The organism is Helicobacter macacae MIT 99-5501, from assembly GCF_000507845.1.
Classification (GTDB): Bacteria; Campylobacterota; Campylobacteria; order Campylobacterales; family Helicobacteraceae; genus Helicobacter_B; species Helicobacter_B macacae.
In genome coordinates this window covers 87,556-110,890 of sequence record NZ_KI669455.1, presented here as the reverse complement: position 1 = coordinate 110,890, position 23,335 = coordinate 87,556, and the positions used below count along the sequence as shown (strand labels likewise).

18 protein-coding genes are annotated in these 23,335 nt (G+C 41.0%); 9 read left to right on the top strand and 9 right to left on the bottom strand.

Features of this window, described 5'->3' with window-relative positions; all coding sequences use genetic code 11:
• Positions 1 to 79: 79 nt before the first annotated feature.
• Positions 80 to 1,588 carry a glycosyltransferase family protein gene (locus HMPREF2086_RS07975; protein WP_023928256.1) on the bottom strand — a complete coding sequence of 503 codons (1,509 nt, stop codon included), beginning with the start codon at positions 1,586 to 1,588 and terminating at the stop codon, positions 80 to 82.
• Between the two features lie 239 nt (positions 1,589 to 1,827).
• On the opposite strand from HMPREF2086_RS07975, the gene HMPREF2086_RS07970 reads away from it, so the two are divergent.
• The gene (locus HMPREF2086_RS07970) at positions 1,828 to 2,532 is read left to right on the top strand and encodes a Bax inhibitor-1/YccA family protein (protein WP_023928255.1); all 705 of its coding nucleotides are present in this window, start codon (positions 1,828 to 1,830) and stop codon (positions 2,530 to 2,532) included.
• 161 nt (positions 2,533 to 2,693) lie between these two features.
• Here HMPREF2086_RS07970 and HMPREF2086_RS11940 read toward each other — a convergent pair whose 3' ends face one another.
• A complete protein-coding gene (locus HMPREF2086_RS11940; RefSeq protein ID WP_023928254.1) occupies positions 2,694 to 3,617 on the bottom strand; it encodes a DUF815 domain-containing protein in 924 nt (307 codons plus the stop codon).
• A gap of 226 nt (positions 3,618 to 3,843) precedes the next feature.
• On the bottom strand, positions 3,844 to 5,628 hold the full coding sequence (locus tag HMPREF2086_RS07955; RefSeq protein ID WP_023928253.1) for a M99 family carboxypeptidase catalytic domain-containing protein: 1,785 nt from the start codon (positions 5,626 to 5,628) through the stop codon (positions 3,844 to 3,846).
• A gap of 296 nt (positions 5,629 to 5,924) precedes the next feature.
• Between HMPREF2086_RS07955 and HMPREF2086_RS07950 the strand changes: the two genes are divergently transcribed.
• From HMPREF2086_RS07950 to HMPREF2086_RS07940, 3 genes are all read left to right on the top strand, one after another.
• On the top strand, positions 5,925 to 6,587 hold the full coding sequence (locus HMPREF2086_RS07950; protein WP_023928252.1) for a flagellar FLiS export co-chaperone: 663 nt from the start codon (positions 5,925 to 5,927) through the stop codon (positions 6,585 to 6,587).
• A gap of 512 nt (positions 6,588 to 7,099) precedes the next feature.
• Positions 7,100 to 7,285, top strand: coding sequence for a hypothetical protein (locus tag HMPREF2086_RS07945; protein ID WP_034561510.1), 186 nt, complete (start codon positions 7,100 to 7,102; stop codon positions 7,283 to 7,285).
• Positions 7,209 to 10,184 carry a TonB-dependent receptor plug domain-containing protein gene (locus HMPREF2086_RS07940; protein WP_148374512.1) on the top strand — a complete coding sequence of 992 codons (2,976 nt, stop codon included), beginning with the start codon at positions 7,209 to 7,211 and terminating at the stop codon, positions 10,182 to 10,184. Before HMPREF2086_RS07945 ends, HMPREF2086_RS07940 begins: the two co-directional genes overlap by 77 nt.
• Positions 10,185 to 10,268: 84 nt before the next feature.
• On the opposite strand, the gene HMPREF2086_RS07935 is transcribed toward HMPREF2086_RS07940, so the two are convergent.
• The 5 genes from HMPREF2086_RS07935 to HMPREF2086_RS07915 all read right to left on the bottom strand — a co-directional run bounded on the left by HMPREF2086_RS07935 (position 10,269) and on the right by HMPREF2086_RS07915 (position 16,694).
• A complete protein-coding gene (locus tag HMPREF2086_RS07935) occupies positions 10,269 to 12,962 on the bottom strand; it encodes a tetratricopeptide repeat protein (protein ID WP_023928249.1) in 2,694 nt (897 codons plus the stop codon).
• 73 nt (positions 12,963 to 13,035) lie between these two features.
• Complete coding sequence (locus HMPREF2086_RS07930; RefSeq protein ID WP_023928248.1) at positions 13,036 to 13,260, bottom strand: HP1242/YdcH family protein; 225 nt, start codon at positions 13,258 to 13,260, stop codon at positions 13,036 to 13,038.
• Between the two features lie 179 nt (positions 13,261 to 13,439).
• On the bottom strand, positions 13,440 to 14,654 hold the full coding sequence (locus HMPREF2086_RS07925; protein ID WP_023928247.1) for an ABC transporter permease: 1,215 nt from the start codon (positions 14,652 to 14,654) through the stop codon (positions 13,440 to 13,442).
• Positions 14,655 to 14,725: 71 nt separating this feature from the next.
• Positions 14,726 to 15,406, bottom strand: a complete 681-nt coding sequence (locus HMPREF2086_RS07920) for an ABC transporter ATP-binding protein (RefSeq protein ID WP_023928246.1) — start codon at positions 15,404 to 15,406, stop codon at positions 14,726 to 14,728.
• Between the two features lie 34 nt (positions 15,407 to 15,440).
• Positions 15,441 to 16,694: an efflux RND transporter periplasmic adaptor subunit gene (locus HMPREF2086_RS07915; RefSeq protein ID WP_023928245.1), complete on the bottom strand. Its 1,254-nt coding sequence runs from the start codon at positions 16,692 to 16,694 to the stop codon at positions 15,441 to 15,443.
• 315 nt (positions 16,695 to 17,009) lie between these two features.
• Here HMPREF2086_RS07915 and gltX point away from each other — a divergent pair, with 315 nt between their 5' ends.
• From gltX to HMPREF2086_RS07890, 5 genes are all read left to right on the top strand, one after another.
• On the top strand, positions 17,010 to 18,332 hold the full coding sequence (gene gltX / locus HMPREF2086_RS07910) for a glutamate--tRNA ligase (RefSeq protein WP_023928244.1): 1,323 nt from the start codon (positions 17,010 to 17,012) through the stop codon (positions 18,330 to 18,332).
• Positions 18,333 to 18,355: 23 nt separating this feature from the next.
• The gene (locus tag HMPREF2086_RS07905) at positions 18,356 to 18,634 is read left to right on the top strand and encodes a YggT family protein (RefSeq protein ID WP_023928243.1); all 279 of its coding nucleotides are present in this window, start codon (positions 18,356 to 18,358) and stop codon (positions 18,632 to 18,634) included.
• Positions 18,635 to 18,671: 37 nt separating this feature from the next.
• Positions 18,672 to 20,309, top strand: coding sequence for a lytic transglycosylase domain-containing protein (locus HMPREF2086_RS07900; RefSeq protein ID WP_023928242.1), 1,638 nt, complete (start codon positions 18,672 to 18,674; stop codon positions 20,307 to 20,309).
• Between the two features lie 140 nt (positions 20,310 to 20,449).
• A complete protein-coding gene (locus HMPREF2086_RS07895; protein WP_023928241.1) occupies positions 20,450 to 21,268 on the top strand; it encodes a DNA-methyltransferase in 819 nt (272 codons plus the stop codon).
• Positions 21,262 to 21,837 carry an Hpy99I family type II restriction endonuclease gene (locus HMPREF2086_RS07890; RefSeq protein ID WP_023928240.1) on the top strand — a complete coding sequence of 192 codons (576 nt, stop codon included), beginning with the start codon at positions 21,262 to 21,264 and terminating at the stop codon, positions 21,835 to 21,837. Before HMPREF2086_RS07895 ends, HMPREF2086_RS07890 begins: the two co-directional genes overlap by 7 nt.
• A gap of 116 nt (positions 21,838 to 21,953) precedes the next feature.
• Here HMPREF2086_RS07890 and HMPREF2086_RS07885 read toward each other — a convergent pair whose 3' ends face one another.
• Positions 21,954 to 23,330: an ArsB/NhaD family transporter gene (locus tag HMPREF2086_RS07885; protein ID WP_023928239.1), complete on the bottom strand. Its 1,377-nt coding sequence runs from the start codon at positions 23,328 to 23,330 to the stop codon at positions 21,954 to 21,956.
• Between the last annotated feature and the right edge of the window lie 5 nt (positions 23,331 to 23,335).

Below are 23,335 nucleotides of genomic sequence, written 5' to 3'. Positions count from 1 at the left end.
ATTTTGGAATCTTAGTTGGCATTTTCGCTATTTTGTCTACTATGGCTACTTTTTACACTTTTGCTACTCTCAGATGCTTTTAAAAAGGCTTTAGTGCATTAGAATCTATAAGGCTTTGGATTTGGCTTAGGGTTTTGTCAATTATTTTGGCGCAGTGTTTTTGTGTGAGGAGGGATTTTTCTTTGGGGATTATGGTGTAAATTTTATCGTGTGTAGCCCACCTAATCGTGTCTTTGCGTGAGTATAGCCCTATGGTTTTTATCCCTAGATTTGAGGCTAGGTGGATAGTGCCTGTGCTTGGGCTTATAAGCAGGCTTTGGAAGCCTAAAAGTGCGATTAGGTTTGATAGTGTGTTGTCATTCCTGTAAATAAAGAGTTTGGATTTTTGTGCTTGTAGTTCGCTATGGCTATGCACTTTGGCTACAAACTCATTATGCACGCTAGGAAAAGTGATGATAAGCACGCAGACATTTGGCAGTGCTAAAACCTTAGATATAAGCTCCAAAAACGCTTCCAAAGGCAAAGTGTGCGTGGCAGCATTGCTAAATGGATTTATGCAGATGATAAAGGGGTGTGGTAGGTTGTGGGTAATATGTGGGATATTTGTGCAAGTGGTGTTTATAGGTGTATGATTTGCGGTGGTAATATTTGTAGTGGATAGATTTGCTAGAGTGGAGTTTGCGCTAGATTTTGTAAAATCTATTTTTGTAAAATCCATTTTAGAATCCCTTTTGCAAGCAGGGCTAGAATCTATGGGAGTTTTGCAAGTCTTGTTTTGCAAGTCTTTTATGTAGTTTTCCACGCGCTCGCTCAAAAAAGATTGTGCGATTTTTGGATTTGGCACTTTTAGTTTTATATCATCTTTTATGATAGTATCTAGCTGCTCCATTTTGTGCTCAAAATTTGCATAAGATATGTAGCTAGATTTTTGCTTATAGTGTTGCCCCCCCCCCCCCGCTAGAGCACAAGGATTTGGGTGTGCTAAGTTAAACATTTGCCAACTAGCACTTGCTAAATCGCTATTTGCAAAATCTGTGCCCGCTAAATCATTACTTGCCAAATCTGCTAGATTCTGCGCTCTATCAATAGAATTAGCAACAAAGCTATCAAATGCCCTCTTGTCTATAAGCCTAACAAGCGCACAAATAGCATTGTCTGCGCGTAGTTTGCGATATAGTGGGAAAAATGTAAGTGGCGGACATTTTGCTTTGTCGCAAAAAAGTGAGGGGAATTTAAGCGGTGTAATGATAGGTGTGTCAAGTTTGGATAAAAGCCTAATATAGTGCGCTTTAGGGTTTGTGAGGATAAAATAATCGCACTTATGCCTAGCAACTATGAGCAAAGACTCCTCACGCAAATGCGAAATATCCACCACCAAATCTGTGCTATCTAAAAAATCCACATAGCTTAGGATTTGCTTAAATAGAGCATTGCCAAAGATGATAAGATTGCAATTATAAGCCCTTTTGGCAAGGTAGAGGGATTTTAGTAGCATTAGATTATCCCCAAGTCCGTAGTGGTGCAAAAAGCCTAGAGTCAGCTTAGAGGGCATAGTGGGCGACATAGTAGATTGTCGTTTTTTACTCATAAAAATCCTTAAAAAAGCGAAATCTAAAAACGCGCAATTATAGCAAAAACACCTAAAATCTAGCCACCACAAAATCCGCGCAAAATGCCTACAAAAGCCACCAAAATCAAAAAAAATGTCGTGTATTATCTTTTTTTGAGTAGAATTTTAGCGCAATTTTTGCGATTGCATAATATGCGCAATTATTGCTAGCAAATAGTCCAACTATTTGCAAATCTAAATGGATTAAAGGAGAAAAAATGGCACTTTATGACAGAAACATAAACACAAACAACGCGACTTTGGAGGGAAATATCGCTTATGCTGATGAAAGCGCACTTGTAAATTTCGTAAAGACAACTTATAAATTCTTTGGTGCGAGCTTGCTTTTAGCGACTATCGGTGCGCTTGTAGGATTTCAAAATTTCGCATTTGTGCTAGAGTATCGCATCGGTATCTTTATCGCTGAAATCGTTGCGCTAATCGCGCTATTTTTCTTGCGTGCAAAGCCTGCGGTAAATGTGGCACTGCTTTTTGCATTTACTTTTTTAAGCGGTGTGGCACTCGTGCCTTTGCTAGGATATGTGATTTCTAGCTCTGGCTTGGGCGCAGTGTGGCAAGCACTTGGTATGACGACTATCGTCTTTGGCGTGATGAGTATTTTTGCACTAAAAACCAAAAAAGACTTGGCAAATATGGGCAAAATGCTTTTTATCTCGCTTATTGTGGTGCTTGTATGCTCGCTAGTAAATGTATTTTTCCTAAATAGCACACCATTTCAAGCACTAATCGCTGGGGCTTGCGTGATTTTGTTTAGCCTATATGTCGCGTATGATACCCAAAACATCGTGCGAGGGCTTTATGATAGTCCTGTGCTAGCAGCGGTAAATCTATATTTAGATTTCCTAAATATCTTTATCAGCCTTTTGCAGCTTATAGGCATACTCGGTGGCAATGACGACTAAAGAGGGATTATTTAGTATTTTTAGATTCTAGTTAGAATCTCTTTTTGTTGGCTAGGTTTATGGCGTTTGCGCTTTAAGCCTAGCCTTTTTATTTGGGCAAAAATTTGGGGGATAAAGTGTTTTCAAATGTTTATTAAGGCGGGGGAAGTGGGGAGCAAAGTCTATATTTTGTCGATTTTTTCTACCCCATTTGCCACAAGCAATGCAAAGTCTTTTGCAATTCGTGCGTTTTTGCTACCCATTTTTGCAGCGAAATTTAGTGCTTTTTGTCTAGCGATTTTGGAGGCTTCATCTAGCTGCTGCGCCCTTAAATCTAGCTTTTTTGCTCCATTTATATTTGCCAAATACTCCTCCACACACGCTAGATACTCACTTGTCCCAAAATCATAAAATCCAATCTGCAATCCAAACCTATCACTAAAGCTAAGCTCCTCTTGGACTATGCTATGCTCTGGACTATGGTCTGCGCCCGCATTTTCTATGAGTTTGCGAATATTTGAAGTGGCATAAAGCAGGATATTTTTTGCCCTCCTTTCTAGCGAGCCCTCAAGCACGCTTTTGATACTTTTATACTCGCTTTGCCCTATGCGGAAGCTCAAATCATCGCAAAAAATAATAAACTTATAGGGCTTAGTGCGCAAGGTATCAAAAAGCAGTGGCAACAACAAAATGTCCTTGCTATCAAGCTCTATGACACGCAATGTGGTAGATTGGCTCGGGGTGCTGTGGCTTATTTTTGTGGTTTTTGTGGTAGTAGGGGTTTTTGTATTGTCAAGGCTTTTTGTGGTTTTGGTTTCCCAAATACCCAAAAACTCACCTAGCACGCGCTTCACACAAGAGCTTTTCCCACAGCCTCTAGCACCCCACGCAAGCACATTTAGTGCGTCTTTGCCTGATAAAAAACTAGCTGTGTTTGCCCTCAAAATCCCTAGCTGCTCATCTAGCCCAAGCAGAGTTTCTACCCTATCAAAATCCACAATCTTATGCAGGTAGCAAACCCCCTCAAACCTCCGCAAAGCAAACGCTTTTGCTTCCTCAAAATCCACTTCCCCAAAGCTAAAACCATTTGGCAAAAAAAACTCCATAAAGCACCTCCGCTTCCAAATTATCCACAATCTTTCTTAGATTCTTGTGGCTTTTTATTGGGCAGGCTTCAAATCCTCTCACAAATCCTAACAAAATCCTGCCAAAATTTATCAAAATCCTGCCCCACAAAAACAAATTTTGAAAAACAACTTGCAAAATTCACAGCTTACAAAAGGCTTGCAAAATCCAGCTTGCAAAACGCAAAATCTAGCTTTTGCAAAAACCCTAGCGCGAAAAATCCACCAAAATCATACCCAAAAAAATCTCTTTTGGAATATTTTGCTTTGGAGTGCTGCCCAAACTAGAATCTAGCGCAAAATCCCCATACTCTAGCAAACTCTCTAAGATATATCCGCTGATTTTACGCCCACCGAAATCATACTCTACCTTAGCCCAGATTCCACCTATTTGGCTTGCCATTTGTCCTGATTGTAGTGCTTTTTGCGTGCTTAGCACATAGAGTTTGCGCCCTCTTGGTGCTTTTGCGCGTGAGGGAGATAGCTCGCTTGGCTCGCTTCGCACAAACGCGCTTGAAGCGATGACTTGGGCGGATTTTTTATTCGCTATGTTTTTTGTCTCGGGGATTTTTGGCATATCAGATTCTAGCGAAGCATAGCGTATCTTTTGCCATAGCGTATCCCAAAGCATATCGGGGTAAGTAAAATCCGCTGTGGCGTTATTGGCGTTATTTGATTGTGCGTAGAATTCTACTCGGTAGAGATTGCCCGCTTTATCGATACTTGCTAGGGGATTTAGATTTTCTTTTTTTATGATGATTGTGGAGGATTTTGGGGTGGCTTTTTGCCCTACTACCTTTACTTGATAGCCTTTTTCACTCCATTGTGTGCTATCAATCTCTAGAGATTCTCTCACTTTGATTACTTCGCCAAAGGATAGATTTTGCTTTTTGTTATCGACATTTGCCGTTATCTGTATGCCTTTTGGCTTAGCAAACTCCACATACTTTGGCACTATTTTTGTCATAGCGTTGTTGCCGTATTTGAGGGTAAAGGAGTTGCCCTTTGGCAAAAGTCCTAAAATCTTAGCGCGAGAATCTAGAACTATTGTTTCAAATCTCTTTCCCACAGGCAGTGGCAATCCCCTAATCTCATCTCGCAAATCAAAAAGCGGAAAAGGTGGCATACCCTCTATGCCAACGCGCAGATTTCTATCATATATGACTTTTCCCACCCCCTCCACACTTAGCTCGAAATCCCGCTCAAAGCCTATGCCCACCCGCTCAAGCAACGCCTCAATAGCAAGCAGATGATAATACACGCGCTCTTTGACATTTAGCGTCTTGCTAGCCTCGTTTGCAAAAGCGGCTTTGCCACCCTTTATCGCATAAAAGGTAAGGGCTTTTTGCATTTCTTTGTCTTCTTTTTGGGTTTTGGTATTGCGCACGCGGTATTCGTGTAGTGGCTTTAGGATTTTGGCATTTACGCGCTTAGTGATATGTGTGGCTATCTCATTTAGCTCGCCAAATCTCACGCCCTCTAGCTTGTCTTGGTCGATTATGGTGCAGTTTCCCCATCGCTTCGGGCTTAGTAGCTCGCTTTGGTGTGTGTGGCGAAAAAACCCACTCCCATCGTGCAAATGCAAAATCACATCGACACTAGAATCATCGATGATAGATTTTACGCGATTTATGAGTGGAGCTTCGGGGTCTTTTGGAGAGAGTGTGGCAAACTTGCGATTCATATCATCATAAAGCCCTCGATGATTTAGAAGCATTGAGTGAGGGTTTATCACAGGGATAACCCACACGCCACCTTTTGTGATTTTGTAGTGGTTTAGAAATACATTTGTGGCGTTAAACCCACCGGGCTCATCTCCTTGAATCCCTCCTATGAGAAGTAGCGTAGGTGCTTTGGCAAAATCGTCTTCCCCGCCTCTTTGCCCTTGCATTTTGATGAGGCTAAAATCTATGGGTTTTATCAGCTGTGTGCTACTAGGCGGGCTAGCAAAAGCTGTGGCGCAAAGCAAAATCAAAAAAACAAATAACCTCATCACTAATCCTTAAATAAAATCTAAAAAACATATATGATAGTCTATAAAAGCGTGAATTATATCGTAAGCTAAATAATAAAATCTCAAAGCCAAAACAAAAATATCGCCCACCAAAATGATACAAAAGACGCACATAAAAATCGCCAAGTAAAATCCACCCAAAAAACCAAAATACGCCACCAAAAAGGAACGACAAATGCTTCTAGCAAAACAAAGTCGCGCAAATATCACGGCACAAATATAGTGGCATAAAAGCGCGTAAAACTGCGTTTATAAAACTGCATTAAGGAGAAGCGATGCAAGAGGACAAAACCCCAAAAAACACAAGTCTTGGCAATAATGCAAGCAATATTATAGAGACTTTCAAAAAGCACATAAAAGAGCAGGGCATAGAGCCTGATACGCTAGCTCAAAACGCCCTAAGCAACATACAAGCGATAAAGTCAAATGCTAAGCTACCATTTTTAGCCGAGCGCAAAATCCGCAACTTCGGCGAGGACATAAAAAGCGCAAACGAACTCACAGGCGCACTCCAAACCCTACAAATCGCGTTTAAAAAGCTACTTTTCTTTGCAGATGAAATCTCGCAAGATAGCTCAAGTCAAGCAAGAGGGCAAATCCATAAACAGATAAAAGATAGAATCTCATCTACCACATTTATGGGAGATGGGCTATTTGACACCGTCTTAAGTGCCAAAATCGGTGGAAAAGAAATTTTGCTAGAGAATCCATCGCCTATGCCACTGCTAGAATCTAGCAAAGCAAGTAGTGAGGGCGAGTGTATGGATTTTGAAAATTTCAAAGACTATGTAAGTGAGAAACTGCTAGAAATCAATGAAACGCTAGCACTCTTAAGCGAGGCAATATCACAAGCGCAAATCTTTGATAAAACCCAAGAATTTGATAGCTCTAGTGCGTTTGAGAAATTTGACAAAAATATGTTTAAGAATCTAAAATAACCAAGTTTGATACTCAAGTTTGCAAAATCTAGCTATGAGTATGCTTTAAGGTGGTTGTAGATTTTGCAAATGTTTTTGTGGTTTTTGATTTGTGCTTTTATCGCGCAGGTGTGCTTAAAAATGCGTTTGAAGCGCACTTGTGATTAGGATTTTGGTGTGGGGTTTTGTCTAATTTTACTTGTTTGCTACTTCTAACTTGCTTGCGAATTTTTATGAACTTTCTCTAAGTGATTTTTACCGAACTATTTTGCTTGAATGATTTTCTCTAAATATTTTTGCTTGTAAAAAAAATGCTTAATTTTATTTCAAAAAAAAGCGGTTTTTAAGTTTTTTTGCTTTATGATTTTGCATTTATTTTGCATATAATTCTTACTTTTCTTAAAAGCATAGAAATAATGAGAGTGGCAAAGTAAAAATGCAAAAAATTATGCAAAAAAAAATGTGTGTAAGTGTGCTTAAATGTGTGTGCTTAAATGTGTGGAATGTATAGAGTGTGTAAAAAAGGTTTTTTTATGAAAAATATTCAAAAAGTGCTTTTGCTTGCGAGTGTAATGAGTGCATTTACAAATCAAGTGATATTTGCTAGTGAAGTTGCTAGTAGTGAGATTGTTGGCAGTGAGATTGCTAGAGGGATTGCACCCGCTGATAACGAGAGAGAGAGAGAGAGAGAGAGTAACTCCCGCGCAAATGGATTCTAGCGAATCCAAAAAGAGTGATTCTGTAATATATGATTCTAAAGCGAAAGATTCTAGTGAGAAAAATACAACATCACAAGATTTACAAGCAAAAGACTTAGGCAAAGTAGTTGCCAAAGGCTACAAGGACAATGGCACTCAATCTAGGGAGCGATACCAAAGCAGTGCAGGGGAAATCTCACGCCGTATGCTAGAGTCTAGCCCAAGTGGCAATGGTGATATAGGCTCAATTCTAAGGATTTTGCCAAATGTGCAATATGACATTACCCAGCTACGAAGCACTACGCCCGGGGAAATCGACCCTGCCAAAATCTCTATAAGCGGGGGATTGCACTACCAAAATAACTTCCAACTTGATGGAATGAATATGAATAATGACATAAATCCTATGGGAAGCACGGGGTATTATGGAGGGGCAAAGGGACATACGCAAGGGCTAAATATCGATACTTCCTTGCTAGAATCTATCATCGTGCAAGATTCTAATATCAGTGCAAGCTATGGTGGGTTTAGCGGTGGGGTGGTGGAGGCAAACACTCGCAAGCCTAGCAAAAAATTTGGCGCAAATATTAGCTATCAATTCACGCAAGGCAATGCAAACCCTGCCAATGTATCGCTAACTACCTATCATCTAAACGCCCAAACAGATACTCAACTTCTAAACTTCATAAACTCTAGCTCTCAATCAAATCAGCCAATATTTACCAAGCATCTTATCCGCGCTAGCTTAGAATCCAAAATCAATGATAGATTTGGAATCCTTGCTAGCTTTTCAAGCACGCTTAGCTTCATACCACTTTGGTATAACTCGCTTTCTTACTTGCAAGCAGGAAACATACAGCCAAAAAAGCAAAATCAAAACCGACAATCTTATAATTATTTTTTCAAAAGCTATTATGATTTTGCTCCAAATGTCCGCACAGAATTTACCTACTCTTATGCCCCACAAAACAACACTTATTTTATTTCGGGCACAAAAGATAATTTCTACACTTCTGTTTTGGGCGGACACCAAGTGGGCTTAAAAACAATGTGGGATAACACTTTGGGCACACTTACCCACATTCTAAGCTACTCGTATTTGGAGAATAGCACACAAACAAAGGGCTACACAAATCATCAATTTTGGTATATGAGTGAAGCAAAAAATTGGGATTATACTTATGGAAGTGTAAGGCAAGGTGGACACGCTCCTTATGATTCTACACAGCACACGATAAGCAACAAAATCTTGCAAGATTTTACCCCATTTGAAATGCTAAAAACCACGCATAGATTTTCTGTGGGTGTAGAAATCGCTTATCAATATGTCCAAAATCAAAATCCTAGATTGTATTATGCTAGCTCACACACCCCACGCCCTATGAGTAAGCAAATGCAAGCTAGCTGTTTAGCAACTGATTTGGAGTGGTGCGACCCTACAAAAACAACCTATGTCTATACTTCTGCTGCTAGAAAATATACTGAACCTGACGCTTCAAAGGGCGAAACGCAGTATGATTCTTATCGTGTGAGTTCGCTAAGTGATTTTGGTATAAGCGATGGTGGCACAAAAGTAAATGGATATGATACGCAGATTTGGCAATATGGGCAGTGGGTAACAGGCTCTAGGGCATTGCTAAAGGGTGGGGTAAGCCTAGATAATGTGCTAGGAGCGGTGTTTGTAGAAGATGACATTGGTATAGAGCTGGGGAGGCTTGGGCGATTAGGCGCAAGGCTAGGTGTGCGACTTGATACAGACAGCTATATGGGCAAAGCCACATTTGCACCTAGATTTAGTGCTACTTATCAAGCCCCGCATAATGCCCGACAAAAATATCATCACTTTGCTTCCCAAATCACTTTTGGTGCGAATCGCTACTATGGACGAAATATCTTTGCTTATGCGCTAGCGGATGGAATGAATACATTGCTAAAATATATCACTCGAAGTGGACCTCACAAAAGTTTTGATGATATTTTGGCTCACCACCTTGCCACAGGTGAAGTTTGCAACCCAAATGAAGCGGATTATAGCTATGACTGCGTGTATCAAGTGGGACAAAACACCACCAAATTTAGCCAACTAAAAGTGCCTTATAGCGATGAGCTAATGATAGGAGTAGCACAAAAAATATATGATTTCACACTTGGAGTAAAATACATTTATCGAATGGGCAAAGATGAAGTTCGCAGAAGCACTAGAGCACTGAGTGGTTTGCCTTTAGATTCTGCTTATCAAAGCAACTACTACATTTACACCAATGAGGGAAAAAGCAAGACAAATGTCTTAACGATTTCTTTTCAAAATGATAAGCCTATAATTCTAGGTGGAATCCAAAATTTTGTGCTTTTTGCTTATGACTACACAAATGTCGTGCGAAACTACACAGACTATACCGATACACTTAGCAATCTAGAGCTAGCAAATCAATGGATAAGCTGGGGTGGCAAAATAATCCGCTATGGAGATAAGCCTGCTGAAAACTTTGTCCGTCCATATACGATACGACTAAATACGACAAGTGCTTTTGTGATTGGTAGATTTAAGTGGCTGTGGAATAACTTTTTGCGCTATCGCTCTAGCTACAATGCTATGGCTGCTATCCCTGCAAGCTATGGTGGCAACCCACGCCGTGCGCAGCCTGATAAAGTAAATGGCGTGTATGTGGATACTTTTCGTCCATTTCTTATAAAAGGTGCGTTTAGCTGGGATATGCGACTAGGGTTTGAAGTGGATATATGGCGTGGCAAACTCATAAACAACACTTTGCAAGTCAATATAGATATTTATAATGTCCTAAATAACAAAAATATGGCAATCGCTTCTGCTAGTGGTGTGGTAGGAAGTGCTGCAGCTAGTGCTGTGCCTGTGTATGAAGTAGGCAGGCAGTTTTGGCTAGAAGTGGGATATAAGTTTTAGCTTAGTGCGGGTAGATTTTGTGTGGGTAGATTTTGTTGCTTGCAAGTGTGATCAGTGCGTATCTTGAATTTAGATACTTGTATTTTAGGCATTTGGTATAAAATTTTCCAAATATGATTTTAATGCTTTGCCTACTTCTATCCACTCGCCGTTTTTGCCTTGAGCTAGCACTTCCCCACCACATAGCCCGCTAAATCTCCCTCCTATTCCACGCTCTTGTAGGCTAATATTTTTGCCTATCTCTTCCCACCGCCAATCATACCGCTTGTGTGCCACCACCACGCAGGGAATCCCTAGCGCAATGGCAAGATGGGCAGGTGCAGAATCAATGCTTATGACAATATCAAGTCCACTCATCACTTTTGCAGTATCTAAAAAGTTTGCCAAATCATAGAATCTAATGCTAGTTTCTGCAAAATTTTCTATGCCATTTTTTGTGGGACTTTCTGTGGTATTTTTTGCGTCATTATTTGCGCTACTAATGTTTTTTGGGGCTTTTTGTGAAGTGTTGTGTGCGTTTTTTTCTTTGCTGATTTCTTGGGCGGATTTTTGCAAGAGTGATTCTGGCTGGAGGCAGTGTAGCTCCAAATCTATGCCTCTTTTGCCAAAGGATTTTCTAACCCCAAAAAGAATGTCTAGTATAAAATCTAGCGGTATGGATTTGTCTTTGGCATTTGAAGAGCCTGAAGTAGAAGCAAAGAAAAAGCCCACTTTGAAAGGGCTAGCAAGATTATTAGCTTTATAGATAGTTTTATTGACTGCTTTATGGGCTACTTTGCAGGCATTGATTTGTGCATCTTGTGTGCTTTTAGCAAAAGATGATTCTATGTTTTTTTGGCTTTGTTTGTCTAAATCATTTTGATTTTGTTTGGTTTGATTTTTGCGTGGGATTATGCCTGCTAGGTAGTTTTGGTTTGTGCTAAAATCACTCAAAGACTCCACTCCCAAAATATATGCCAAGCTCATCGCACTCACGCAATAATCAAACTCTCTAAACTCACTCTCCACTACCTCATAGCGCAAGGCAAAAAGGCTTTTTAGCTCATCTCTCACATATACATATACCGCTTCGCATTGGCATTTACTTTTTAGTGTGTCGATAAATCGCCCAAACATTATCATATCGCCAAGCCCCTGCTCCCCAAAAATCAGCACCTTTGCTCCTTTTAGTCTTTTTTGGAGTTCTTGTGGAGTGCCACTTAGGCTATGCAAATAGTTTGGGAGGGCAAAAAGCTCTGAATTAAACGCATCGGCTTTATCTAGTGCCAATCGCTCCTCATATAGCTTAAATCCAAGCGAGAAGTTTTGAAGGCTTAGGGCTAAATGCGCGTAGTTTATCGCGCAAAGTGCGTTTGAATCCAAGCAATACGCACAGCCATATAAATAAAATGAAAGCATATTAAATCCAGCGTATCGTGCGGTGTTTGCGTAATTGAAATAAAATTGTGAAATGTGCTGCTCGGGCTTGCTAGATTTGGTGTGTAGGTGGCTTTTGTATGAGGCGATTTTGCTTATGGTATCATCTAGTGAGGGGGTTTTGTAGGTTTTTGGCATATTTGGCAAAATATTGCTTCTAAAGTAAGAATCTAGCGCGTCTTTGTCAAACTCCTCGCCATCAATGCTAAGTGGCAAAAATCCGCATTCTTTGGCAAACCCAGACTCTAGCGTGGCATAGATAGCACACGCCTTTTTGCCCTCATCAATTTGGTTGTATAAAAAGGCTAGATTTAGTTTGGCATTTAGCGTGCCACATTGCTCATATAGTGCGATTGCTTGGGAGTATTGCTTATCTTTGGCGTGCAAGTTTGCTAGGTTGTATATGGCGTCTTTATCAAGTGGGTTTAGCTCTATGGCGGTTTTGTATGCAATCTTTGCTTGACTAAGCAGTAGCCTTGCTTGAGGGTGTGGTGGCGTGGGTGGCTCATAAGGATTTATGAAGTATTGGGGGTTGGTGAGGGAATCTAGCTCTAGTGATTTTTGCAGAGGAGAATCTAAAGACTGCGCTTTAGATTGTGTTTGTGCGAATGGAGAATCTTGTGTGCTAGATTTTGCGCTGCTTTTTGTGCTACTTGGTGCAAAATTTTGCTTGAAATCTTGGCTTTTGGCTTGCGTATTATTTATTTGTTGTTTTTGTGATTTTTGTGGCGGGAGTTGCGCGCTTTTGCGGTTTTGGGAGGTGGTAAGATTTGCTAGATTTGTCATTTTTGGCGAGTTGTTTTCTTTGGCTATATTTTTGGCATTTAATAGCTCAGCTTGGGTGGTTAGCGCACGAGCAAGGTTATAATACACATCGCCATTTTTGCAAGGCACAAAGGCATTTAGGATTTCAATAGCACTAAGTGCATTGCCATTTTGTCGCAAAATCTCGGCTAGATTGAAAGCGATTTGTTCGTTATTCGGAGAGAGAGTTAGAGCGATTTGGAGGGATTCTATGGCACGGGGAATATTTGCTAGATAGTATAGGCTCATACCGCAGATAAACCACACCTGCGGTGCGCTAGGATTTTCTTGCAAAAACGCCGTGCAAAGCGCAATACAACGATTAAAATCTTTTGCTTCAAAAGTGGCGATAATCTCGCTTGGAAGTGCATCTGTCGTGTTTGGAATCTGTGTGGTGTTTTGCTTATTTTGCGTAGGGGCTTGTGTGAGGGATTGTAGTGGATTTTGGGCTAGATTTTTGTGGCTAGAGGGGGAGCTAGTCTTTGGAATCATAGAGCGTGTCTTAGTAGATTTTGTGTGTTTGGAGGGGGTTTTGTTTTGGCTAGATTTTTTTCTCATCACATAGCCTAAGCGCAGGGATTAGCCCAAACTTAAAAGCCTAAGATTGGTGCGTGCAAACCCCGCTTTTGTTTTATTTCTGTGTCTTGCGATATTCTAAAATCATCGCATACACTTCGTCTTTTAGGCGAAGTTTTTGTTTTTTTAGCACATCTATTTCAGTTGGCGAGAGTGGCTCTAAGCCGTTTTCGGCGTTTTGGATTTTTTGGTCTAAGTCATTGTGCTCATCAAAAATCTTTTCAAAATGGGCATCAGAGACTTTTAGCTTGCTGATTTCATCTCGGTATTCGTGGAACATTTGGGACTCCTTAGGGCTTTTTAGTATTTCTGCTTAAAGATACAAAATCGCTTAAGCACTAAGGGGGTATTCTACAAAAATTTTGCTAAGTTTGTCCTTAGTTTGTGGCTATCTCTTAGCAAATCTAGTAAATCCTAAGTAAAATCACAAAATGCTAGCAAAATCTTAGCCCTATCTCATCACTCATATCTTAGGGCTTTTATCGGGTCTTGCATAGAGGCTTTTTTGGCTGGTAGGTAGCCAAAGGCGATTCCCACAGCGGCAGATACACCAAATGCACCCAACGCCACAAGAGAATCAAATACAAAAGGAATATTTAGATAAAAACTCATAAAAAGTGCCACAAAAAATCCAAGCACAATCCCTATAATCCCACCCATCATCGAAATCACTACTGATTCGACAAGAAACTGCATAAGCACTTCGCTCTCTAGCGCACCGATAGCAAGCCTAGTGCCGATTTCGCGTGTGCGCTCTGTAACGGATACTAGCATAATATTCATAATCCCTATGCCACCTACAAGTAGGCTCACACCCGCTATACAGCTTAGAAAAAGCGTCATAGTCTTTGTGGTTTCTTCTTGTGTGCGTGCCATTTCTTTGGTATCCCAGATTTCAAACATCTCTCTTTGTCCCTCTTGTGGGGGGCGGATTTGGAGCATTATCTCACGCAGTCTTTGCGTGGCTTGAGTGCTGTCTATGCCTTCTTTTAGCGAGATAGTGATGCTTTGGACAAAAAATAAACTACTTGAGCCAAAGACAAAGCTAGAGTATGCTTTTAGTGGCATTATGATGACATTATCTTGGTCATTTCCCATTCCGCCCTGCCCTTTTGATTCTAGGATTCCTATGATTTCGCACACGCTATCTTTTACTCGCACTCGTTTTCCCAAAGGATTTTCCCCGCTAAATAGCTCTTTTATCGCGCTTGTGCCCATTAGGCATATTCGCGCTCCTTGTGTGTATTCTCTCTCATCTATGCTTCTTCCGCTTGAGATTTTCCATTGTGTCGCAGAAAAATACTCACTATCTACGCCTATGACTTGGATTTGGGCATTTCTCCCTCCATAGCGAACCAAAGATTCTTTCCAAACACTTGGTGCAACTGCACGCGCTTGGGTAAATTGCTTTTTTACCCTGCCTACTTCTTCAAGGCTAAAGTTTCGCTTCATAGCCAATCCACCGCTCATAAACCCCCTCGCAGGTCGCACCATTATGATATTGCTCCCTAGACTTTGGATTTGCTTTTGGATATTTTCTTTGACTCCATTGCCGATAGCTATCATCACTATGACACTGCCAACACCGATGATGACACCAAGCATTGTAAGAAATGCACGCAAAAGATTGCGGCGGATTTGCTTAAAAGCTAGCAAAAAAGCATTTAGTATCACAATTTCGCCTTGTGTGTGTTATTTTCTAGCAACTTGGGCTAAGATTTTTATCAATGCAATCAATGCCTTGCCTATCTAGCGATTTCTTTGTCATCTAGGATTTTACCATCTAGGAAGTGAATCTCACGCGTGGCATAAGAAGCCATTTCGCTTTCGTGGGTAACCATAAGGATAGTTATCCCAAAGTCCTTGTTTAACTCGCACAAAAGCTGCATTATCTCCACACTTCGCTTTGAATCAAGATTTCCTGTGGGCTCATCTGCGATGAGAAATGAGGGCGAGCTAGCAATAGCTCGTGCGATAGCTACGCGCTGCTGCTGTCCTCCGCTTAGCTCATTGCTAGAGTGGTGCGCCCACGAGCTAAGCCCGACTTTTTGGAGTGCCTCCATAGCGATTCTCTCTCGCTCCACTTTATCTACACCTCGATATAGCAAGGGAAGCTCGACATTTTCTAGCGCGGAAGTTCGTGATAAGAGATTGAACCCTTGAAAGATAAATCCTATATAAAATCTACGCAAATAAGCCCTTTGCGTGCGGTTTAGCGCACTTACTTCTACGCCGTTAAAAAAATATTTGCCACTTGTGGGGGAATCTAAGCAGCCCAAAATATTTGCCATAGTGGATTTGCCAGAGCCAGATGGTCCCATCATCGCTACAAAATCTCCCTTTTTTATTTCCAAATCCACCCCACGCAGTGCTTGATAGCCTGCGTCATAGGTTTTGTGAATGTCTTGCAAAGAGATGAAACTCATTTTTTGCCTTATGGTTTTGTTTATTAAGATTTTATTATTTTTTGGACTTGGCTTGAGAGGAGAGAATCACTTGAGTGTCCTTTGGTAAAATCGGGCTTATGATATGGACATTTGTGCCGTCATTTATGCCTACTTCGACTTCTAGTGGCTGTGGCTTGCCATCTTTTAGGATATAGATTGTTTTGCCCATTTTTTTGGACTTTGTGATATTGCTTCGTGGTGGGCGAGGCATATTTCCACCAAAAGAAAATGCTTTTTTTGCTTGCTCTTTCTCACGCGGTGGCTCAAAGTATAGTGCGCCCACAGGGATACTTTGGGCGTCTTTTTGGGTTTCTACGCGGATATTTGCGCTAGCACTCATACCCGGTCGCAGTAGCAAAGATTTGTTATCCACCAAGATTTTTGTCTCATAGCTTACGATATTATTGGTGCTATCCTCTACCGAAGCGTAGCTCACCCTATCGACAAGTGCGCTAAACTCTACATCTGGATACGCATCGACAAAAAATCTAACTTCTTGTCCTTTTTTGACTTTGCCTATGTCAGATTCTGCGACATTTACCACAAGGCTCATCATCTCTATGCTTTTTGCTAGCTTAAAAAGCGTGGGGGCTTGGAAATTTGCCGCCACAGTCTGCCCCGCATCGACACTTCGCTCTAGCACGATTCCATTTATGGGGCTAATGATAATCGCATTTCGCAAGTCAATTTCAGAGCTTCTCACATCAGATTCTATGTTTGCGATATTTGAAGCATTTACGCGCAAAGTGCTTTTGGCTGTTTCGTATTCGATTTGAGCGGTTTTTAGCTCTAGTTGTGAGGGGGATTTGCCTCCTGTGCGCTCATATAGCTCTTTTAGGCGATTGTAGTTCCACTCATTTTTTGCTAGCGTGTTTTTGGATAGCTCGTATTGGGAGCGGGCAGAAGCTAGGTTTGCTTTGTATTTGGCTAGAGTTTGATTTAGCTTTTCGGGGTCGATTTTTGCTAGCACTTGCCCTTGTGTAACCTCATCGTTTATATCGACATACACAGCTTCTATGCGCCCAGAGATTTGAGAGCCTACCTCGACTGTGTCGGTAGGAGAGAGTGTGCCTGTGGCGGATACGACTTGGGTTATGGTGAGATTGGTAGGGTGTGCGGTGGTGTAGGAATATGACTGCTTGGGCGAGAAAAACAGCACAAAAACAAGCAAAGCAACTAGCACTCCTACAAGCAGTGCAAGGGAGGTAAAAAATTTGGGTGATTTTTTGGGTGGATTTAGTCTTGCGTAAATCTCTTGAGCACTCAAGGTATTACTCCTTAATGTGGATTATGGATTTAATTTTGGGCAAATAAAACTACTTGCAATGATTTTTGGTGAAAATAGATTTTGGCATTGCTTTGTCATTGCCTCTGTATTGTAGGATTTTTGTGTGAAATAAAGATAAAATCCTAGCGACATAAAAACTAGCACAAATACTACCACAACTACACTAGCAAAAACCTAGCCAAATACACAATCTAGTGCGACATTTTCGACATATCAATAAAGATTTTATGCTAGAATTTCACACAATTTTATTCACACAACTCTATACACAACTCTACTTGGTAAGGAAAAAATATGCTTCGGTTTGCGCCCTCCCCCACAGGCGATATGCACATCGGCAATCTTAGGGCTGCGATTTTTAACTATATCTTGGCAAAGCAGCGCAATGAGCGGTTTTTGCTTCGTATTGAGGATACGGATTTTGCAAGAAATATAGAGGGCAAAGACAAAGAAATCTGCTCCTTGCTAACGCTTTTTGGACTGCAATGGGATAGTCTCGTGTATCAGAGCGAAAATTTCCCTCGTCATCAGCAGTTTGCAGACTTGCTACTAAAGCAAGGTAAGGCTTTTTATTGCTATTGCTCAAAGGAGTTTTTAGAAAACAAAAAGCAAGAAGCTATCGATTCTAAGAGGGCATTTCGCTATGATGATGCGTGGGCAGAGTGTGAAAAAAGCGAGGGCAAAACTCCTGTGGTGCGACTTCGCGGGGCACAAAATCCTATCACTTACATAGACAGCATAAAAGGAAAGCTAGAGTTTTTGCCAAATGAGTTAGATAGCTTTGTGATATTGCGCGAAGATGGTGTGCCAACTTATAATTTCGCGTGCGCGTGCGATGATATGCTCTATGACATTAGCTATGTGGTGCGCGGGGAAGACCACACAAGCAATACCCCAAAGCAGATTCTTATCCACAAAGCACTAGGCTATGACAAAGACATAGCTTTTGCGCATCTGCCTATTATACTAAATGATAGTGGTAAAAAAATGAGCAAAAGGGACTCTGCTTCAAGTGTGGCGTGGCTGCTTGATGAGGGGTTTTTGCCAAGTGCGATTAGCAACTACCTAATCGCTATGGGCAATCACACGCCTTGTGAGATATTTACGCTAGAGGAGGCAATAGAGTGGTTTGACATAGCCAAAGTAGCAAAATCCCCCGTGCGCTTTGATATAGCAAAGCTTAGATTTATCAATCACGCGCATTTATCGCGCTTAAGCGAGGATAAAATCGCGCTTTTGCTAGAATCTAGCAAACAATATGCTAGCCAAATAGGTGCGCTTGGCAAAATCTACTTAGAGGAAGCAAGCACGCTAAATGAACTAAGGGCAAAAATAAACGCGCTTTTAGAGCCAAAAGACATTGGGGCTAGCTATGAGGGGTGTGATTTTAGCAAGCAGTGTAAAAAGCTATTTGAGGTTTTGAGCCAAGTGGCAAAAAATCCACCAAGTAGCTATGAGGAGTTTAAATCTATCGCAATGAAGCAAAGCGAGCTAAAAGGCAAGGAGTTTTTTAAGCCTCTTAGGATTTTGCTTACAGGGGCAAGCCACGGACCAGATATAAGTGCTATGTATCCGCATTTGCGTGAAATACTGCCATATATTTTGCGCAAGAAATAACATAAAAACAAAAAGGAGAGAAAATGAGTGTGTTGCTAGGTGCGATTGGCACGGGATTGCATTTGATGATTAGCGCGTATATGTGGGTGATTATCATCGCTGTGCTACTCTCTTGGGTGCGTCCAGACCCGTATAATCCTATCGTGCAGGTGCTAAACCGACTAAGTGCGCCACTGCTTATGTGGGCGCGGGAAAAAATGCCTTTTTTAGTCATAAATGGTATTGATATTTCGCCTATTGCTGTTATCATCGGCTTGCAGGTGCTTGACAAAGTCATAGTCCATACGCTTGGCGTGCTGTGATAGTAGAATTAGATTATTGCTATATTTAGGAATTATTATGCGGATTTTTTGGGTGGTGTTTGGTGTGGTGTTTTTTGGATTTTGCCAAGTGGCTAGCTGCGCTCCGCTACTAAGCCTAAAAGAGCTACAAACAAAACCAAAAGGCGTGGCAAGGGATTTTTATATTTGGGAATTTATAACCCACAAAGACACAAGTCTAAAAGATTCTTTGGAAGCCTACAAACTCGTATATAACGAAATCCCAAAGCTAAAAGCTGCCCTAGAAAAAAAGGGCTTTCACGCGCAAATGCCAAAAAACATAGCCTGCTCTAAGCTAGCTTATGAAAATCTAAAAAACAAAGATGCCCAATGTATCGCCTACGCTCTGCGACTAGGTGCAGTGCCAGCTATGAGCCAAGCCCAAGTGGATTTTTTTGTCTCTAAGCTAAAAGCCACCCACCCAAACATAGTCCAAAAAATCCAAATCCTAAGAAGCAAAGACATAAAAGAATCGATGCTAAATGCTAGCACACAAATATTTGCTGAAGTATATAACTCGCTAAGCTACAATCAAAGAGCGCAGATTTTTGGCACACCTACCAAGCCAGAATCGCTAAAAATCCTAGCAAATGCCAATCGATATAGCTTCAATAGAATCTTGCAAAATGTGATTTTGGATGGCGGGTTTTTGGAATTTAAAAAAAGCATTTCTAAGGCGGATTTGAGTGGGATAAAAGACGCAAATACGCTATTTCTGCTAGGCATAAATGAAGTCCGCATAGGCACAAAAGATAAAGCAATGAAGTATTTTGCACTCTCGCGCACAAATGCCGCAGACCCATTTTTCCGCGATAGGGCGATATTTTGGCAGTATCTGCTAAGTGATAATGTAGCGTTTTTAAATGATTTGCAAGCAAGCAAATATGCTGATATTTTCTCTATCTATGCCAATCAAAAGCTAAAAACCACACCAAACTATCAAGTCATCTCACACTTTGAAAATCTATCCACCACAAATCCAAAACTTGATATAAAAGACCCATTTGCGTGGCAGATTTTGCGTGATAATATGCCAAAGGAAAGCTCAAAGCTAAAAGCCATTGCAAAGGATTTTAGTTACGAGCTAACTATCCCTCATCTAGCGTTTGTAAATAACAGAATCAACAAATACTCCATAAACTACTTCATAATGCCATATACAGAAAATCTCAAATGGCGTGATAACTCCCAAAAGGCTATGGCACTAGCCGTAGCAAAGCAAGAAAGCACATTTTTGCCAGCACTTGTATCGCGCTCCTACGCGCTAGGAATGATGCAAATAATGCCTTTTAATGTCGAGCCATTTGCTCGCAAGCTAAAAAAAACGGATATTACGCTAGAATCTATGTTTGACCCTGTGATTGCTTATGAGTTTGGGAGAATGTATTTAGATGAGCTAAATAGGGAATTTTCTCACCCGCTTTTTAGTGCTTATGCTTACAATGGCGGACCGGGATTTTTGCGAAAGACACTTAGCAAAAAGCGTCTTTTTATCAAATCTCGCAAATATGAGCCGTGGATTTCACTAGAGCTACTACCTGTGGAGGAAACGCGATTTTATGGTATGCGCGTGCTTGCAAACTATGTTATTTATCAGCAGATTTTGGGAGTGGAAGTGGATATAGAATCCTTGCTAAAAAAGACACTTCGGTATTAGGTGTTTTGGGCTATAAAGCACTTATTTTCACAAATTTTAAGCAAATCTTGCGAAATTTATCGTAATTGGATTTTGGGCTATAATTTGATAATGGCATAAAGCTATGCTAAAATGGCGCAATTTTACTAAAAGGCTCGTATATGACTGCTAGAATCAAGCCAGATGCACACACCTTGTTAAACAATTTCTATGTAGATGATTGTGTAAAGTTTATGCAAAATAAACTACAAGATGAAAGTGTTGATATGATTCTTACCTCCCCTCCCTATGATGATTTGAGAAATTATAAGGGCTATACTTTTGAGTTTGAAAAAATTGCTAATGAGATTTTTAGGGTTATCAAAAAAGGCGGTGTTGTTGTTTGGATTGTGGGGGATAAAATCAAAAATGGCAACAAAAGCCTTACTAGCTTTAAGCAAGCGTTGTATTTTCAGCAAATTGGCTTTAATATGCACGATGTGATGATTTATGCAAAGAAAAACACACCTTTTATGCGCTCAAATGCCTACACAAATGCGTATGAATATATGTTTGTCCTATCCAAAGGAAAGCCAAAAACTTTTAACCCATTAAAAGAGCCTACCGCAAGGAATGGAATGGAAATGCTTGTGGCAAATAAAGGTGCGGACGCAAAAAACAATAAAGTCTTAAAAGAACTCAAAAAAGAAAAAACAAAAAACAACATTTGGTATTACGCGGTTGGGCTAGGTGGTAGCACAAATGATAAAATCGCTTTTGAGCACCCAGCGGTATTCCCAGAGCAGTTAGCACTTGACCATATTTTATCTTGGAGCAATGAGGGGGACATAGTCTTTGACCCTATGTGTGGCTCGGGCACGACTTGTAAAATGGCTTTTTTGCATAATAGAAATTTTATAGGCGTAGATATAGGCAAAGAATACATACAAATAGCCCAAAAAAGATTGCAACAATATCAACAAGGTTTATTTGTATGCTAAAAAATGATGATTTTGTAATCGCAAAAAAGCAATTAGATAGCGTTGCGCCAAATTCTGTCGGTGTCATTAGAGCCATAAATGGTAAATCCGCAATGGTGCTATTTATAGGGCTTAATGAACTAAAAAGAGTTGATTTTGGCGCATTACAAGCACTTGATATTTACAAAACAGGCAAAGGCTATGACAAAAAGATATGCAATATTTGCCATATCTTAAAAGATACAGATGATTTTGAAATAAACCAAACAGACGCAAAGGGCAGAAAAACTACTCGCCCAAGTTGCAGAGAATGTAGAAAAAACATTGATGGCGTGAAGCTATCCCCCGCAGAGAAAAAGCGAATGGATAAAATCGCCCCACCTAAAGGTAGTATTTTTACTTGCCCGATTTGTGAAAAGCGAAGCATAGTAGGCGTTACAGCAAATCTTGTGCGCGACCACAATCACGACACGGGCGAGGGTAGAGAGTGGATTTGTGATAGTTGCAACACAGGACTTGGTAGATTTAAAGACAATCCCAAATTTTTAGAAAAAGTCATAGAATATTTGAAAAAGTATGAGAAGCAATGAGATTTGCCAAATCCTGCTAAAACAATACTTTCAAGCCAAAGGTGGGGCGAAGTCTATAAAAGAGTTTGTGTGGGTTTTGCGCAAAAATCTAGGCTAAAGGGGTTAGCCAAAAAATGCTAAAACACCAAATGCGAGATATAAAGCCCTAACGAAGCGCAAAATAGCGTGGGAAGCGTGAAAATAAGGCTATATTTGCAATAATGCAAAAAGGTAAAATCTATGCCCTTTTGCGTGAGGGTAGAGCTTTTGGCAAGTAGAGATAGCCAAAGAAGCGTGCAAAGAGAGCCGATAGGCGTTAGCTTTGAGCCGATATTGCAGCCTAGCAAATGCGCGTAGATAAAGGTTTCTTTTAGGTTTTGGGCGTCAAAATGTTGCGTGTATTGAAAAAAATCGCCTATCGCCAAATTGCCAAAAAGCACCATAGGCAAGTTGTTTATCACGCTTGAGCCAAGCGCACTCACACTTGCCACCCCAAAGATTCCTGCAATCTCGCTTTTGTCATAAAGCGCGATAAGTGCGTGAAAGAGGGCGTTTTGTGCCTCTGTAAAATCCAACTTTTGCACGCCAAACACCACCACAAATAGCCCAAAGACAAACAAAATAATGCCAAAAGGTGCTTTTTTTAGCGTGCTTATGGCTTTTTGGCGCGATTTGTGCCATAGTGTGATAAGCAAAATCCCCGCATAAACCGCGCAATTTAGGCTTAGAGGCAGGTTAAAATGCGTGGAGAGGAAAAAGCTCGCGATAAAAACTGCCAAAGTAGCGCAGTGCAGGGCAAAAAGCGCGTTTTGTAGCTTTGGCTTTGATGGCGTGCGAAAGGTAAGCGGGGTGCGAAGCGGTGTGCGAAAAAGCACCAAAAATAGCATTAGCGCACCAAAAATGCCAAAGAGATTTGGCAGAAGCATTGCGAGCGCAAATTCCGCAAAGCCGAGTGAGTGAAAGTGCGCGGTGATGATATTTGTGAGGTTTGAGATGATGAGCGGGTTTGAGCTAATGTCGCACATAAAGGCGGTGGCGAACAAAAACGCGATGATTTGTAGCGAAGTCGCGTTTTTGGCACGCAAAAATAGCCCAAGCACCAATGGCGTCAAAACAAGCACCGCGCCGTCATTTGCGAGCACCGCGCTTAAAATCGCGCTAAGCAAAATGAGCGCGACAAATGCTTTGCGCGTGTTTATGCACAAAGTCGCACCTAAATGCGCTCTAGATTCTGGATTCGTAGTGTGCGAATCAGCGCAAAACTTTAGCACCCAAAAAATCAGCCACTCAAAAAACCCAAGCCCCTGCAGACAAAAGCTAATGACAATAAGTGCGATGAGGGTAAGCGCACTATCCCAAATAAGTGCGAAAATCACGCCCAAGTCGCCCACCTCCACTAGCCCAAGTGTAAGCGTGGCAGCCGCGCCAAAGCTAGAATACACCCAAATACTAAGCCCAAAAGGGCGGCGCAAAATCCCAAAAAGGCTAAGGGCAAAAATGATAAGGGCTAACATTTGGT